Source organism: Wolbachia endosymbiont (group A) of Dendrolimus pini (assembly GCF_964026835.1).
In the GTDB taxonomy this organism is placed as follows: domain Bacteria; phylum Pseudomonadota; class Alphaproteobacteria; order Rickettsiales; family Anaplasmataceae; genus Wolbachia; species Wolbachia pipientis.
The window spans coordinates 525,709-541,021 of record NZ_OZ034702.1; the positions used below are offsets into that span (position 1 = coordinate 525,709).

Consider the following 15,313-nt stretch of genomic DNA (forward strand, 5'->3'; position numbering starts at 1 on the left):
AATAAATTCTAATGCTAATTGTGTTTTACCTATTCCACCTATTCCATGACAAGCAACTAGTGTTGCTGTATCATTAGCTTTCAGGCATTCTTCTATTTTATCTAGCAGCGCTTCTCTGCCGACAAAGTTATAATTTCGAAGAGGGACTTGCCAAAATTCAGGTAGATCTTCCTTAAGTTTGAGACTATAAAGATGTTCTATGGCTTCCTTAAAATAATTGTCTTTTCTTGTTAGGCAGTGTCGACATTTATTTTAACCAAAGATAAATGCCAGCAATGTGAACAAAAGACAGAAAAGCTATAGCCAATTTGTCGTAGCGTGTAGCAACTCTGCGGAAGTGCTTGATTTTGTTGAACATCCTTTCGATTAAGTTTCTCTCTTTATACAATTCTTTGTCATATTCTCTTGGTGTTTTTCTGTTGGAACGCGGTGGGATTACTGGCTCAGCATTTACAGCTTCTGCAGCCTCAATCATATAATTTGCGTCATACCCTTTATCGGCAATAAGTGCCTCCATGTTCTTGCCTTCTATCAGGTCTAAAGCTTTTACGTAATCCGATCTTTGCCCTGCAGTAACAAAGAATCTCAGTGGGTTGCCCAAAGCATCACAAGCAGCGTGTAATTTGCTTGAAAATCCTCCTTTGCACCGTCCCAGCTCTTGTTCTTGTCTACCAGTTTCCACATTTTTTTCTTGCACCAGCAGCATGTTGATGTGCCCTGATTATTGTTGAGTCTATCATGAGCCACTCTGTGTCTCCATTAACAGCTAATGTGTTGAAAATCATCTGCCAAACACCAGATTTTGCCCACCTTATAAAACGTTTATGTACACTTGACCATTTTCCATACTCAGCCGGCAATGCTCTCCATGTTGCTCCTGTTCTACCTATCCACATTATTGCAGCTACGAATCTCCTGTTATCTTTTGCGCTTCTTCCTCTATCTCCTTCCTTACCTGGCAGACTGTTTTTTATTCTCTCCCATTGCTCATCTTTTAAATCATATAGCATTCTCTTTACCTATTAATAAAGAGTACTCTATATCACTATTTTTTTATGTCGACAAGACCTAGATAAGAAACTTCGCTACCCTGTTGTTCCCACCATTTTTCTACCTTCCCGCGTGCAAAGTCAAAAACCATGTCAATGTTTTTCTTGCCTGATATTTTGTATATACTCCCTATTTCTTTCTTAATAATATCATCTAATTTTGAATGATTAGGTTGATTAACTACAAACCTTATTCTAAGTAAAAAATCTTCTATTTCATCTTCACTGCCGCAACTGAAGTATTTTTTCAGTTCAATATGATTTTTTATTTTGTAGCACGTTCCTCTGTGACCTTCATAAATACTTAAAATGTTATCATCTGTTAACTTTGACTCTTCCAGATACTCCTCTAATGTTTCTACTTTGCCTTGCTTTTCTGTACCTTTTTTTAAGTTCACATTAACATTAGCATGAATGACAAGTGTAATATCACTGTTCTTATACTCAGGGTTTTGCTTAATCTCAGGATGAGATTCAAAATATTTGTTTAACCCGAAATCCTCTTTCTGTCGCTTTCTATTGTTTCCATCAATAAACAAATCTTCAAAAGTAATATTCGCTGATGAACTAGGGTCGTTACGGTGTTTAGCTTGAACCAAGATAATTCTCGATTTGTTCTTCTGATCTTTATACTCAAAAAAAATATCATCAAAGGCTCCAAAACCTTCTATGTTTGATGCTAACCAAAAGTCAATTTTACTACTTAACCCATAAAGTATAGCTCTTTTTACAATAATCCGAACAGATCATAATATGCTACTGCTCTACCATAGCCATAAGCACATATCTTATCCTATTCGGACTATTGCGAGAAGTGCTATAGATACAGCATTAATAATTTTACTTCATACTTGCAACCATGATCACCTGTTGATGTGCCATCTCTCTTCTTAAATATACGATTACTAAGTATTTCAGACTGTTTATTTTCTACATTCATACCCTACTAAACCTACGAATAACTTCTTTCTATAAAAAATTAAAGTCACCAAGTGCCTAAGATAATGCAACAGATTCTTTAATATTTCAATAACAGTGCCTGCAAGAACAGGGTTGGAAGTGTTCCTTTGTTTATTACCTTAGTATATGAATAAGGATTCCCCGAATCTAATATGTAATTGCTGTAGGCTGCATTTAGTAATATAATCTCATATTAAATAAGACGTTACTTAAGTTTATGCTAGATTCTCCGCTAATTTTGACAGCCATTCTTATATTTTTCATTTTTACGTTGTCATTCTTTTTTATAAGAAAGATATTTGGTTCCACAAACAAGAAGATAATAAAATCCTTTAGGAAAATTGTTCAGCAAATAAATGCATTAGAAACAGAAATGCAGAGTTTATCTGATGAGGAGCTTGCTGGTAAAACTGAAGAATTCAAACAAGAATTGAAAAATGGGAAAACGTTAAATGATCTTCTCGTACCTGCATTTGCAGTTGTGCGTGAAGCCTCTCGAAGGTTTCTTAACATGAGGCACTTTGATGTTCAACTGATTGGTGGAATGGTGCTCCACAATGGTATGATATCAGAAATGAAAACAGGAGAGGGAAAGACACTCGTTGCAACTTTAGCAGCATATCTAAATTCCTTAGAAGGGAAAGGCGTACACGTCGTAACTGTTAATGACTACCTTGCAAAACGAGACACAGAGTGGATGAGCAAATTATATAATTCTCTTGGGGTTTCTGTTGCGTTTATTACGAATAACTTGACAGACGAAGAGAGGAAAGAGGCTTACAGTGCAGATATCATGTATTCCACAAATAACGAGCTTGCCTTTGATTACCTGCGAGACAATATGAAATTTTCTCAAGAAGACATGGTTCAGAGAGGCTTTCACTACGGAATAGTTGATGAAGTGGACTCAATACTCATTGATGAAGCTCGCACTCCGCTTATTATTTCTGGCCCGGTTGAGGAAAACAATCAGATATATAAGCATATCAATAAAATAGTAACCAAATTAGTTGACTCTGATTATGAAGTAGATGAAAAAGGTAGAACGGTATTCTTGACTGAAGATGGTATTTCACGAGTGGAGGAACTACTAAGATCATACAATCTCATTCCTGAAAATTCCTCGCTCTATGATACTGACAGCATGATAATGACTCATTATATGGACCAAGCATTACGTGCACATAAGCTGTTCACTGCTGATAAAGATTATATAGTGAAAGATGGAAAGGTAGTGATTATTGATGAATTTACTGGGCGTATGATGGAGGGCAGGAGATATTCCGATGGTCTTCATCAGGCACTTGAAGCGAAGGAGAATCTTGAAATTCAGCATGAAAACCAAACTTTAGCATCGGTCACATTTCAGAATTACTTTCGTATGTACAATAAACTTTCCGGAATGACTGGAACAGCAGCAACAGAGGCAGAAGAGTTTCGTGATATATACAGATTAAATGTAGTAAAAATTCCAACCAATGTATCTGTAAAAAGAGTTGATATTGATGATGAAATTTACGGTACAGAAAAGGAAAAATTTAATGCTGTATTGAAGTTTATAGAAGAATGCCACAAACGCCTTCAACCGGTCCTTGTTGGCACGGTGAGCATCGAAAACTCTGAGAAGCTTTCTGCGCTTTTGCAAAGCCATTCTCTTAAGCATTCAGTATTGAATGCTCGTTATCATGAACAAGAGGCGTACATAATAGCGCAAGCTGGGGTGCCAGGTAGTGTCACTATAGCAACTAACATGGCAGGACGTGGAACTGATATTCAGCTTGGTGGAAATGCTGAAATGATCGCAAAGGTGGAGCTAAAGAAGATAAAAAATGCTGATGAAAGAGAAAAAAAATATCAAGAAATAGTTGAAAGAGTAAAAAAAGATAAGGAAATTGCTATAAAAGCTGGTGGTTTATGTGTGGTTGGAACCGAAAGACATGAAAGCAGGAGAATAGATGATCAATTACGTGGCCGTTCTGGCCGTCAGGGTGATCCTGGACTTTCTAAGTTCTTTTTATCGCTCGAAGATGACCTAATGAGAATATTTGGTTCTGATAGAATGAGAAGCTTTTTACAAAAAGTAGGGTTAAAGAATAACGAAGCTATTCATCATCCATGGATCAATAAGGCACTTGAGAAAGCGCAAAAGAAAGTTGAAGCTAGAAACTATGACGTGCGGAAATCTCTACTTAAGTTTGATGACGTAATCAATAACCAACGTAAAGTTATTTTTAAGCAGAGAAACAATATCTTAGGCAACGAAATTAATGATTTACTTGAAGTATATAGCGAAGTAAATGAGAGCGTAATAGAAGGTATAGTCCAAAGTGGCTATTATGAGGATTATATTGAAGATATAGTCAAAGAATTCCATACAAGGTATGGAATAACGCTTGATAAAGAAGATTTAGCAAAGTTTTTAAACAAACAAGAAGCTTTGGATTATATAAATGATAAGATACAAGAATTTTTTACTGAGAAAGAAAAATATTTCAACAGTCAGCACACTACAGATTTGTGGAATACGATCGTGAAGCAAATGATGATAATGACACTTGATCATTTATGGAGGGAACACCTTTCAGTTCTAGAGAGCCTAAGACAAAGCATAAGCCTACGTGCCATGGGGCAGAAAGATCCACTGAATGAATTTAAACGCGAAGCTTTCTTGATGTTTGAGTCAATGCTTGAAAAATGGAAGGAACTCACCATTCACCGCCTAGCGCACTTTAAGTTGGCAGATAACCAAGAGATAGGCAATAGGTTACATTCTGCTAGAAATAGCAGACTTCCCAAAGTCTCAAGAAACGACAAGTGCCCTTGTAATTCTGGAAAGAAGTACAAACACTGCCACGGCGCGGTTACTGTGGTGAATTAATAATTATGGTTGTACAGTTTGTTTATTTCCATCAACATTACTGCAGCTAACCTCACTTAGCTTACTGTTTAATGAATGCTCTGATGACTTATATGCAACCCCATAGGAAATTCCACCAACGATCAGTGCAGATGCCACAGTAATTACAACTATTGCTAGTGCAGGTAATGCAGTAGCATAAATGAGTGCTAATGGAGCAACAATGGCAGCTAATATACCTACAGTAATTCCTGCTGTTATAGCTTTAGGTCTATGAATAAATGATGGATCTGCACCATAATTTAGCAGAAGTTTCGCTACTTTTGGATGTTGATAATTTAGTCTTGGATGTTCACCATGAGTGTAATAAACAGCATAATATAAAGGAGTTCTTCCGTCTTTATCTTGTGCATTAACGTCTGCTCCCTCTTCTAGCAAAACTTCTACTACTTGTGTGTATCCATTCTCAGCAGCATAATGTAAAGGACTTCTTCCATATCTGTCCACTACATTAACATCTGCCTCTTTTTTTATAAGATGTTTTACTACTTCTATATGACCACTATAAGCAGCATAATGCAAAGGAGTCCCTTTATCTTCATTTTGTGCATTAACGTCTGCTCCTTCTTCTAGCAAAACTTCTACTACTTGTGCATGCCCATGCTGAGCAGAATAATGTAAGGAGGTTTTTTCCCATTCATCTTGTACATTAACATTAGCTCCGTTTTTTGTTAAGTATCTTACTACTTTTTCATAGCCATTTTCAGCTGCTATAAGTAATAAATTGCACTTGAGCACTATAAACGTGTAATTTATATCAAATTCGTTTTTTTTCCACTCATCATATATAAGTTGATTTTCCTGCTGCAGCTTATCTTTAATTCTATCAATTAAATTTTCCTTACTCAGATCTGGACTACTGTTGACTTCTTGTAGTATTAACCTTAATGTCATTTCCTTCTCCAAGATATAAAATTTTATTATGGCATATGGAGTGGATTATGTCAATGAAAAACTAAGAAACTGGTTCTTCTTTTTTTCTATAGCTTTAGGTTTACCTACAATTTGAAAAACAACAAATTCGTCATTCCGCTACTCGTTAGCGCCTCGGCGGTATGATGTAGGGAAACCTTTCTTGGGTTAGCTATAAAGTTAAAATTCGACCAGGGCAGCCGCAATAAGGTAGCAAACGCCATCATGTCTTTAGGAGAGTTTGCTAATGAAGGCTCTTAAGTTGACGCCATTGCCTGAACGGATACGCCAATTTTTATGTTCATTTGTAACCGTTTATTATTTTACACCCCAGTCTTTTTCAAATATTGCTAGTCCTTGGTCAGTAAGTGGGTGATTAATTAATTGTCTAAGTACTTTTGCTGGCACAGTAATTGAATCAGCACCAAGCCTTGCAGCTTCTATTACATGCGCTGGGCTTCTCACTGATGCAACAAGAACTTTAGTATCAAAACCGTAATTAGAATATATAGTACATATATCTTCTATTAGCGATAAGCCATCATAGCTTATATCATCAAGGCGACCAACAAAGGGGGAAATAAAACAAGCACCGACCTTAGCAGCAAGCAGTGCTTGTCCAGGAGAAAAACATAATGTGATGTTAACAGGTATTTTATGCTCTGTCCATAACTTTTTACAAGAAATTAATCCTTCATGTGTAAGAGGTAATTTGATCACAACATTATCAGCAATTTTTGCTAAATTCAGACCTTCTGTGATCATCTCTTCATGGCTATCTGCAACAACTTCAACACTAACAGGCCCTTTTATAATAGAGCATATTTCACGCACTAAATCCTCGTATTTATCTTTACGCCCGGACTTTGCTATTAAAGAAGGATTAGTTGTTATGCCGTCAATGAACTCCTTTAGTCCTTTAATTTCATTTAAATCAACGCTATCAAGAAAAATTTCCATATTAATCTCCTATAAAAAAAATACCCTTGCAAAATCTTGTCATCCTACCGCTTGACTTACAACCGTATGAACTTCCTGCGTTGTAAACATCAAACAGCCGATAACACAACTGTACAAATATTGAGACATAAGAGTAATTTGTACCAAGAAAAAAGATGTCATCCCAGTGCCCAGACCCCTTAGACAATGTACCATCTTTTGATTTTGTCCATTCTGGGCGGGGTTTTCAAGTTCTTTGATCTTAAATACTACATCTACTTTATCAAGATCAATGTTGACTTCTTTTACTAATGTTCTAATAAGACTACGTTTGGCTTGCCAATCTAGGTCCGATTTAACACTAGAATAAAAGCCCTTTATGCTATTTGTAATAAGATTCATTTTCTGCCGTATTCCCTTTTACCTTTTTCTTCTCTCCTTCAATCTCTTTTAAACGTTACTTCATTTTTTTTATTGCCTGCTTAAAGTCTTCCTTACTTATAGTTAGTGCATACTTTGTTGCCGTAAAAACTTCTGGTACCCAAACAATTGTAATAAGTATACACAATCTTTGTCAACTATTTTCGGCACTGGTATATTGACCTTACCCAGAAAAAGTGGAGAGAAAGAAAGGAGTTTTTTCGGGTAAAATAAAATTTTGGAGGATTAGAAATGGTAAGAGAATATACGGCAGAATTCAAATTGGAAGCTGTTAAGCTGGCAAATGAACAAAGAAAGGTAGGTCAACCAGTTGCAAAAGTAGCAAGAGATCTAGGAATAAGGGATAGTGTATTAGGAAAATGGATGAAGAAATATAACGAAAAAAAGTCAGCGGCAAATGCATTTCCAGGTAGAGGTAACATGGCTCCTTACGACAAAGAGAGGTTTGATTTACAAAGCAAGAGTAACAAGGGAAAGAGACATTTAAAAAAAAGCCCTGGCCAGTCAAAAAGAGTAAAATATTTTTTTATATAGTAACTGCTATAAAGTACAGGAATTATGTAGGATTTTCTGCTAGTGGCTACTATAAGTGGACCACAAGAAAAATAAGCAGTAGAGAATCAGCAAATAAAGAGCTACTCGCAGCTATTCAAAAAATATATCAAGTTTCTAAATGTAGATATGGAGCTCCTAAAATTCATGCTGAATTGAAGGCTTTGGGTAAAAGTTGCAACTTAAAAACAGTGCAAAGTATTATGCAGAAAAATGGTATTCAGGCTATATTGAGAAGAAAATTTAAAATTAAGAAACAACAAACGGACAGTAGCTCCCAATATATTAGACCAAAACTTTATTGTCGATCAACCAAATAAAGTATGGGATTACTTATATAAAAACCAAAGAAGGATGGCTATATTTGGCAGCAATAATTCTCACGTATGGTAGTTAATGAGTAGTGCAATAAATAAACAATTGGTTATGAACTCTTTATTAATGGCCATTAATAGGCGTAAACCTGTTAAAAATCTACTGCTGCACAGTGACCAAGGTTCACAATATACTGCGCAAGGGTATCAATATCTCTTAGCTGTAAAGAATATAGATGAGTAATAAAGGCTGTTGTTACGACAATTCTGTTGTGGAAAGCTTCTTCAGTTCTCTAAAAAGGGAGTTACCAATAGACACCTCTCGGCACTCTAAACAGCATATCAAAACTGCTATATTTGAATATATAGAAATTTTTTATAACAAACAACGTCACTATTAACTATTGCATTCCAGAACAATTTGATGCATCATTCTCTTTGTGAAAAACATTCCAAACTTTCTCTCCACTTTTTCTGGGTAAGGTCAGATACTATAAACTATAAAAAAATTTCTCCGATAGTTCATATAGCAAGTAAATTCACAAAATGAAGACTATTATTTTTATTACAGGTGTATCTACGGTTGGAAAATCAAGTTTGGCTCATATATTAGGTTCAAAGCTTTTTATGCCTAGGTCTTGTCGACATAAAAAAATAGTGATATAGAGTACTCTTTATTAATAGGTAAAGAGAATGCTATATGATTTAAAAGATGAGCAATGGGAGAGAATAAAAAACCATACGCGTCAAGTTAAGAGATTGTGAGCAAATTTAGAGAGGTTAAAGTGGATACTCTAGCCCTTCTACGTTTGTCTTTTAATGAAAATCGCGACCAAGTTATAGTGAGTTTTTTAAGAAATGCTTTTAAACTATTAATTTTGGTTAATACTAAAAATAACTCTCTAACCCGCCTTTTTAGCTCAATAAATGCCTTTGTTAAGCTAAGTTCTGTATTCTTTTTCACTTCTGTGCAACCAACTATGCCGTGAAATATAAGAATTGCGCACAATTTAGCATATAGTTCACATAATACTCTGCATGGCTTTCCTTTTAGCTTATCAAGCCTGATATGGCTTTTATACAATTTATAGCTCTTTCCATAAAAGTCCGGATGTGATAGGATAAGGGTAGATGATGATAAGGAGGTTGAATGCCAGCAGCATATAGTTATGATTTAAGAAAAAAAGCAATGGAAGCGCTAGACGAAGGAGAAAGCAGAGAAACAGTGGCAGCAAGATTTAAGATTGGACGAACTACTTTATGGGAGTGGCAGCAAAGAAGAAAAGAAACAGGAGACTTTCAATCAAAAAAACTTGGAAATGGGGGTTACAATCACAAAATTACCGACTGGGATACCTTTGCCAAATTTGCCAGAGAACACGGAGGAAAGACTCTATCGGAAATGGCTAAACTTTGGAACAACGTTAGTATCCAAACGATCTATCGAGCCCTTAAAAAAATTGGATTTACGCGCAAAAAAAGACATATGGATACAAGGAAAGAAACGAAGAAAAACGTGCTGAATTTTTGAAAATTATAGCGACAAAAGAACCTAAAAACTTAGTGTATATAGATGAGTCTGGCATTGATAACACCGAAGACTACCCCTACGGATATTGCCAGAAAGGACAGCGGTTTTATGCCTTAAAATCTGGAAAGAAAACTCAACGAATCAGTATGGTTGCAGCCTTAAGTGGAAGAAAGATAGTTGTTCCGTTAACCTTTGAAGGCCACTGTAATATGGATGTTTTTAATGGATGGTTTGAGCAATTTTTGACACCGATCTTGGAACCTGGACAGACTGTCATTCTTGACAATGCTACTTTTCATAAGTCTGATAAGATTATCGAGCTTGCTAAAGGGGTTGGTGCAGAAATTTTGTATCTGCCGCCTTATTCTCCAGATTTCAACAAAATTGAGCATCATTGGTTTGCTATAAAAAACAGAGCCAGGAAAAACATTCCTCTATTCGAATCCTTTCGTCATGCTGTTGATTCTGCCTTCCTATGACCTGTTCGGACTATTATGAGAAATGCTATAAATAATAACTCAATTTGCCACCTTACTCTGTAAATCGTTAATACTTGCTCAGCACTAATTTTATTTTCTGGAACATTAGTTATAAATATTGACCAGTTCAACAATTTTTGATTTCTTTTAGAGGATGTATATCCCTGCGATCTTGCTAATCTATTAGCTTTCCTTCTTCTGGCCATAGACTGTTCTTCAGTTAGTTTCTGACATATAATTCTTACTCTAATTTTTGCTTCTTTTCCTAACAATACCTCGTTTTCTAAAAATAACTTATCCTCTAAACATTCTAATAACTCCATTTTTTGATTTGTTTCTACATCATATATGTTGGTATCGGATTTATAACGACTTATGAAATAAGCTCCTATTTCATTGATTTGTTTAAAAGAACTTGGCACAAAATAACCGAGATCAGATATTAGCAAATCATTGCTTAATATATTACTTAAATGTTTCCTATATCCCTGGTCTGATCTTACCCCCTCCGTTAAATTAAGTTGGTCTATTATCTGATTCATGTAGTCGAAAACTAATTGTAACTTTATTCCAGACTTAGTATTGCTTTCATAGCCACTGTAGCTAGTACCATAACCTTTATACATCTCTTCCATACTGTTAGGTAGAGTAATATAGCTACTGTCCAATAATTTAACACTATTAAATTGCTGTAAGATTTTGCAATCAACTTGCAAGATATTTTTAAAGAGAATCACAGATTCATTATACATCCTTTTCATAAATTCCACTGCTTCTTCAGTAAATCTAAAATCCAAACCTTGTTTTGTTATATCTATCGAGTCCTCGTTTAGTAATTGACACATTGTTTCTACGCTACAATTATCAACTCCTATATTACCCAAGACCATGGCTTTTACGAATGATGAACCTTTTAGCTTTCTCTTTCTTTTTATAAACCTTGTTGTAATTGAGATTTTCTCTGCTTTTTCATTAAAAAATTCTTTGAGCTTTTTTGATAAGCAAGTTATTTTATTCATTGGTTCTCTCACTAAAAGTATATCTGGGAGAACTTATACCTTATTATTCTATCTCTTTCATACCTTTATTTCCTTAACTTGACGCGTATGGAATAAAAAACAGTCTGCCAGGTAAGGAAGGAGATAGAGGAAGAAGCGCAAAAGATAACAGGAGATTCGTAGCTGCAATAATGTGGATAGGTAGAACAGGAGCAACATGGAGAGCATTGCCGGCTGAGTATGGAAAATGGTCAAGTGTACATAAACGTTTTATAAGGTGGGCAAAATCTGGTGTTTGGCAGATGATTTTCAACACATTAGCTGTTAATGGAGACACAGAGTGGCTCATGATAGACTCAACAATAATCAGGGCACATCAACATGCTGCTGGTGCAAGAAAAAAATGTGGAAACTGGTAGACAAGAACAAGAGCTGGGACGGTGCAAAGGAGGATTTTCAAGCAAATTACACGCTGCTTGTGATGCTTTGGGCAACCCACTGAGATTCTTTGTTACTGCAGGGCAAAGATCGGATTACGTAAAAGCTTTAGACCTGATAGAAGGCAAGAACATGGAGGCACTTATTGCCGATAAAGGGTATGACGCAAATTATATGATTGAGGCTGCAGAAGCTGTAAATGCTGAGCCAGTAATCCCACCGCGTTCCAACAGAAAAACACCAAGAGAATATGACAAAGAATTGTATAAAGAGAGAAACTTAATCGAAAGGATGTTCAACAAAATCAAGCACTTCCGCAGAGTTGCTACACGCTACGACAAATTGGCCATAGCTTTTCTGTCTTTTGTTCACATTGCTGGCATTTATCTTTGGTTAAAATAAATGTCGACACTGCCTAGAAACTTTGCAATTCCACTAACTATAGCTAACCCAAGAAAGGTTTCCCTACGTCATATCGCCGCGGTATCTCAGCATAGATTCCGCTAACGAGTAGCGGAATGACGAATTTGTTGTTTTTCAAATTGTAGGTAAACCTAAGCCACTTTAGCTATACTTGTAGAGAAAAAAGAATAGATGATGATCCTAAATATTTAATAAATTTGACTACTGAGGAATTTCAAAAATCTCAATTTTTTATTAATTGTGATATGGTACATTCTATCTTCATATAGCTTTCCTCTTCATACCTCAACTAATGAAATCAGAAGCATCAACTCCCTTTTGCAAGCAAGCAGCAATAACAGTGTTCATCATTAGAAATGCAATGGTCATTGGGCCAACGCCCCCGGGTACTGGGGTCATAGCTTTGGCTTTCCCTTTTATTCCTTCAAAGTCAACATCACCTACAAGCTTTCCTACGTTAACGCTATTTATGCCAACATCGATCACTATTGCACCTTTCTTTATCCAGTCTGCTTGAACAAAATTTGGCTTTCCGACTGCTGCAACTACTATATCCGCTTTAGAGCAATATTCAGCTAAATCCTTGCTTTGTGAATGCAAGATGGTGACAGTGCAGTTTTCTTGCAATAGCAGGTAAAACATTGGCTTGCCCACGATATTTGACCTACCAATTACCACTGCGTTTTTACCGGAAAGGTTCTCTTCAATTGACTTAATTAAATGCAAAGAACCTTTAGGAGTGCAAGGTATAAGGCAGTTTTTTTCACCTTTAACTAATTTGCCAACGTTTTCATCATGAAAGCCATCTACATCTTTTTCAACACTTACTGTGTTAATTACTCTGCTTGCACTAATATGATTTGGTAAAGGCAATTGCACTAAAATGCCATGCACAGATGGATCTTCATTTAATTCATTGATTTTTTCAATTAATTCATCTTCTGAAATATTATCAGGCAAAACAATGGTCTCAGAACTTATGCCTATTGATTCTGCTTTTTTCTGTTTGTTGCGAACATAAACCTGACTTGCTGGATTGCTGCCCACGAGAATTACTTTCAGGCAAGGAAAAATGTTATACTCTCTCTTTAAAATATCAATTTTTTGTGATAGCCTCTCACATAGGTCGTTTGCTATTTTTTTACCATCAATAATAATTGTCACTTCCTTGCCACTCCTTAAAGTCGGGTAATTTGATATCAAATAAATCCAATACTTTGCCAACAGAATGATTAATAATATCATCCAACGATTTCGGTTTAATATAAAAAGCAGGCACTGGTGGAGCAATAATTGCTCCCATCTCCGTTAATTTTAACATATTTTGTAAATGCCCAAGATGCAGTGGTGACTCTCGCACCATAAGAACTAACTTTCTTCTTTCTTTTAGCGTTACATCTGCAGCCCTTGTCAATAGATTGGAAGTAACACCTGATGCGATTTCAGACATTGTCTTCATAGAGCATGGTGCTACAATCATCCCTGAGGTTTTAAATGAGCCGCTTGCTATTTTTTCTCCAATCTTTTCTTCAGAATAGTAAAAATCTGCAAGTGATGTAATATCTTCAAGTTTTTCTTTAATCTCGTGAGCTAAAGTTATTTTCCCAGCACGACTTATCACTAAATGAGTTTCATAATCGACGTCTTTCAACGCTTCTAAAATACGCACACCGTAAATAGAACCAGATGCTCCACTTATTCCAATTACAATTCTGCTATTCACTTAACTCTTCTTCGTAGCTCATTCCCAATGCACGTTTATAGGTATCAAGCAATATTTCTTGTTCCTCTCTGTCATCATCATCCATCTTCCTCAGCCTAATAATTTGTTTCATCACTTTTATATCCCAACCTTCATCTGCGGCTTTTGCATATACATCACGAATGTGATCTTGCACATCCCTCTTTTCTTGTTCAAGTTTTTCGATTCTCTCTATGTAACCCTTCAACTCTTCAGCCGTTATTTTTACTGTATCTTCCATGAAACTCCACTAATTAATTGCTGCCACTAATATTACCAGTTTTTACTTGCACTTCAACAACAGTAATAATATTTTTATCTTTTTTTAAAATCTTAAAGCGAAAACCATACATGGAAAACTCCTCGCCTTCGTCAGGAATGCGCTCTATTTCATTCACAATCATACCTGCTAGAGTTGTAGCTTCTTCATCAGGGAGATTCCAGTATAACTGCCTGTTAATGTCCCTAATAGTAGATTTTCCTTCTATGTGATACATATTATCAGATATTTTCTTTATAAAATTCTCCGTAATCAAATCATGTTCATCCGAAATTTCTCCAACTATTTCTTCCAGTATATCCTCAAGAGTTACAATTCCCTGCAGTGCTCCATACTCATCAATAACAAATGCAAGGTGTTTCCTGTTCTTACGGAAGTTGTGAAGTTGCACGCTGAGCGGTGTACTTTCTGGTATGAACCAAGGCCTTGACATAACTTGGGTAATGTCAACTTCTTCCGCTTTATTATTCTTTTCACGCAAAGCATTTATTAGAGCTTTCACGTGAATTACACCTACAATGTTATCTGGTTCCTTCTGCCATAAAGGTACTCTACTGTGACTGCTGGTTAAAATCTCTCTTATTAACTCTTCTTTATTCCGATCTATATCAAGAGAAAATAGGTTTCTTCTATGGGTCATAATTTGTGATATCTCTGTCTCAGCCAAATCAAGTATGCTGCTTAGCATATCTAAATCCTGTTGCAACATAGTTCCTTCACTGCGGTGAAGAGTAATCATATTACGCATTGCATCCGCTGCAGATATCACTTCCTTATCTTTATGCAGCCCACATAATTTTAGGATGAGGTTAACAATAAATTGAATACCTAGTGTCAATGGAGAAAAAATCTTTACAAAAAACAATACAAAATAAGCAGAAAATGATGCAAATTTTTCAGGATTTTGAATAGCATAAGTTTTTGGTAGAACTTCGCAGAACAATAAAATACAAAATGTCATTATAATTGTTGATAGGAGAATGCCCTCATTTCCAAAAAGATTGATAAATATTGCTGTAAATAAAGCAGAGCAAGTAATATTAATAATTGTATTGCCGAGCAATACCGTTCCTATTGTCAATTCTTTCCTATTTAATAAGCGATCTATTACCCTGGCTTTTTTGTTACCGTCTAGCTTTAGCTTATTAACTCGAGAACGGCTAATTGAGGTTAAGCCTATTTCTGCTCCTGAGAACAAAAACGATAAAACTAACAAAACAAAAATTGCTGATGATACTAAGACCAATAACCAATCCATTAAAGTACGATGTTATTGTGATAAAAAATAAAATTAATTTTACATGTTATGAGAGGCATTTGCAAGCCTGAATTTATATTG

At 35.7% G+C, this 15,313-nt stretch carries 15 protein-coding genes and 4 pseudogenes; 7 read left to right on the forward strand and 12 right to left on the reverse strand.

From position 1 onward, the window contains the following. Positions 1-247: 247 nt before the first annotated feature. The 3 genes and pseudogenes from AAGD66_RS02445 to AAGD66_RS02455 form a co-directional block, all read right to left on the reverse strand. Positions 248-1,010 (reverse strand): annotated as a pseudogene (locus AAGD66_RS02445) (IS5 family transposase). A gap of 35 nt (positions 1,011-1,045) precedes the next feature. Continuing rightward, positions 1,046-1,648 carry a hypothetical protein gene (locus AAGD66_RS02450; RefSeq protein WP_341814530.1) on the reverse strand — a complete coding sequence of 201 codons (603 nt, stop codon included), beginning with the start codon at positions 1,646-1,648 and terminating at the stop codon, positions 1,046-1,048. A gap of 218 nt (positions 1,649-1,866) precedes the next feature. After that, a complete protein-coding gene (locus AAGD66_RS02455) occupies positions 1,867-1,989 on the reverse strand; it encodes a hypothetical protein (protein ID WP_265024426.1) in 123 nt (40 codons plus the stop codon). 237 nt (positions 1,990-2,226) lie between these two features. On the opposite strand from AAGD66_RS02455, the gene secA reads away from it, so the two are divergent. Further along, complete coding sequence (gene secA, locus AAGD66_RS02460; protein WP_341814531.1) at positions 2,227-4,887, forward strand: preprotein translocase subunit SecA; 2,661 nt, start codon at positions 2,227-2,229, stop codon at positions 4,885-4,887. Positions 4,888-4,890: 3 nt separating this feature from the next. Here secA and AAGD66_RS02465 read toward each other — a convergent pair whose 3' ends face one another. From AAGD66_RS02465 to AAGD66_RS02475, 3 genes are all read right to left on the reverse strand, one after another. Next, positions 4,891-5,820, reverse strand: coding sequence for an ankyrin repeat domain-containing protein (locus tag AAGD66_RS02465; protein ID WP_174516903.1), 930 nt, complete (start codon positions 5,818-5,820; stop codon positions 4,891-4,893). Positions 5,821-6,156: 336 nt separating this feature from the next. Further along, entirely contained in the window at positions 6,157-6,798 is a 642-nt protein-coding gene (gene fsa, locus AAGD66_RS02470; protein WP_007552982.1) for a fructose-6-phosphate aldolase, read from the reverse strand. Between the two features lie 39 nt (positions 6,799-6,837). Beyond that, positions 6,838-7,179 (reverse strand): hypothetical protein, encoded by a 342-nt coding sequence (locus AAGD66_RS02475; protein ID WP_041573517.1) that lies wholly within the window; start codon positions 7,177-7,179, stop codon positions 6,838-6,840. A gap of 270 nt (positions 7,180-7,449) precedes the next feature. On the opposite strand from AAGD66_RS02475, the gene AAGD66_RS02480 reads away from it, so the two are divergent. The 4 genes from AAGD66_RS02480 to AAGD66_RS02490 all read left to right on the forward strand — a co-directional run bounded on the left by AAGD66_RS02480 (position 7,450) and on the right by AAGD66_RS02490 (position 8,485). Continuing rightward, positions 7,450-7,752, forward strand: coding sequence for a transposase (locus tag AAGD66_RS02480; RefSeq protein ID WP_151807816.1), 303 nt, complete (start codon positions 7,450-7,452; stop codon positions 7,750-7,752). A gap of 122 nt (positions 7,753-7,874) precedes the next feature. Then, a complete protein-coding gene (locus AAGD66_RS06985) occupies positions 7,875-8,090 on the forward strand; it encodes an IS3 family transposase (RefSeq protein WP_353286574.1) in 216 nt (71 codons plus the stop codon). A gap of 76 nt (positions 8,091-8,166) precedes the next feature. Then, positions 8,167-8,328 (forward strand): DDE-type integrase/transposase/recombinase, encoded by a 162-nt coding sequence (locus AAGD66_RS02485; protein WP_010082071.1) that lies wholly within the window; start codon positions 8,167-8,169, stop codon positions 8,326-8,328. Next, the gene (locus tag AAGD66_RS02490) at positions 8,321-8,485 is read left to right on the forward strand and encodes an IS3 family transposase (RefSeq protein ID WP_141456809.1); all 165 of its coding nucleotides are present in this window, start codon (positions 8,321-8,323) and stop codon (positions 8,483-8,485) included. The genes AAGD66_RS02485 and AAGD66_RS02490 overlap by 8 nt, the downstream gene beginning before the upstream one ends. Before the next feature lie 350 nt (positions 8,486-8,835). Here the strand turns inward: AAGD66_RS02490 and AAGD66_RS02495 are convergent. Continuing rightward, positions 8,836-9,174 (reverse strand): annotated as a pseudogene (locus AAGD66_RS02495) (IS4 family transposase); the annotation flags it as partial. Positions 9,175-9,234: 60 nt separating this feature from the next. On the opposite strand from AAGD66_RS02495, the gene AAGD66_RS02500 reads away from it, so the two are divergent. After that, a protein-coding gene (locus tag AAGD66_RS02500; RefSeq protein ID WP_341814422.1) for an IS630 family transposase occupies positions 9,235-10,094 on the forward strand; the annotation gives its coding sequence in 2 pieces (ribosomal slippage) (positions 9,235-9,559 and positions 9,559-10,094; 861 coding nt in all). On the opposite strand, the pseudogene AAGD66_RS02505 reads toward AAGD66_RS02500, so the two are convergent. Further along, positions 10,079-11,113 (reverse strand): annotated as a pseudogene (locus AAGD66_RS02505) (IS4 family transposase); the annotation flags it as partial. The gene AAGD66_RS02500 and the pseudogene AAGD66_RS02505 sit on opposite strands and share 16 nt — an antisense overlap. Positions 11,114-11,205: 92 nt before the next feature. Here AAGD66_RS02505 and AAGD66_RS02510 point away from each other — a divergent pair. Further along, positions 11,206-11,932, forward strand: a pseudogene (locus AAGD66_RS02510) (IS5 family transposase). Between the two features lie 306 nt (positions 11,933-12,238). Here AAGD66_RS02510 and folD read toward each other — a convergent pair. From folD to AAGD66_RS02530, 4 genes are read right to left on the reverse strand one after another with little or no spacing between them, the layout of a single operon-like run. Further along, a complete protein-coding gene (gene folD, locus AAGD66_RS02515) occupies positions 12,239-13,117 on the reverse strand; it encodes a bifunctional methylenetetrahydrofolate dehydrogenase/methenyltetrahydrofolate cyclohydrolase FolD (RefSeq protein WP_155968464.1) in 879 nt (292 codons plus the stop codon). Beyond that, positions 13,101-13,676: a UbiX family flavin prenyltransferase gene (locus tag AAGD66_RS02520; protein WP_006280027.1), complete on the reverse strand. Its 576-nt coding sequence runs from the start codon at positions 13,674-13,676 to the stop codon at positions 13,101-13,103. Before AAGD66_RS02520 ends, folD begins: the two co-directional genes overlap by 17 nt. Beyond that, complete coding sequence (locus AAGD66_RS02525; protein ID WP_010082293.1) at positions 13,669-13,935, reverse strand: DUF2312 domain-containing protein; 267 nt, start codon at positions 13,933-13,935, stop codon at positions 13,669-13,671. Before AAGD66_RS02525 ends, AAGD66_RS02520 begins: the two co-directional genes overlap by 8 nt. A 13-nt stretch (positions 13,936-13,948) precedes the next feature. After that, entirely contained in the window at positions 13,949-15,232 is a 1,284-nt protein-coding gene (locus AAGD66_RS02530; protein ID WP_007549013.1) for an HlyC/CorC family transporter, read from the reverse strand. Positions 15,233-15,313: the final 81 nt, after the last annotated feature.

Bases quoted from the DNA above. Each gene is read 5' to 3' on its own strand.
- AAGD66_RS02455 (WP_265024426.1), bottom strand. From the start codon at position 1,989: ATGAATGTAGAAAATAAACAGTCTGAAATACTTAGTAATCGTATATTT.
- secA (WP_341814531.1), top strand. From the start codon at position 2,227: ATGCTAGATTCTCCGCTAATTTTGACAGCCATTCTTATATTTTTCATT.
- AAGD66_RS02465 (WP_174516903.1), bottom strand. From the start codon at position 5,820: ATGACATTAAGGTTAATACTACAAGAAGTCAACAGTAGTCCAGATCTG.
- fsa (WP_007552982.1), bottom strand. From the start codon at position 6,798: ATGGAAATTTTTCTTGATAGCGTTGATTTAAATGAAATTAAAGGACTA.
- AAGD66_RS02475 (WP_041573517.1), bottom strand. From the start codon at position 7,179: ATGAATCTTATTACAAATAGCATAAAGGGCTTTTATTCTAGTGTTAAA.
- AAGD66_RS02480 (WP_151807816.1), top strand. From the start codon at position 7,450: ATGGTAAGAGAATATACGGCAGAATTCAAATTGGAAGCTGTTAAGCTG.
- AAGD66_RS02485 (WP_010082071.1), top strand. From the start codon at position 8,167: ATGAGTAGTGCAATAAATAAACAATTGGTTATGAACTCTTTATTAATG.
- AAGD66_RS02490 (WP_141456809.1), top strand. From the start codon at position 8,321: ATGAGTAATAAAGGCTGTTGTTACGACAATTCTGTTGTGGAAAGCTTC.
- AAGD66_RS02525 (WP_010082293.1), bottom strand. From the start codon at position 13,935: ATGGAAGATACAGTAAAAATAACGGCTGAAGAGTTGAAGGGTTACATA.
- AAGD66_RS02530 (WP_007549013.1), bottom strand. From the start codon at position 15,232: ATGGATTGGTTATTGGTCTTAGTATCATCAGCAATTTTTGTTTTGTTA.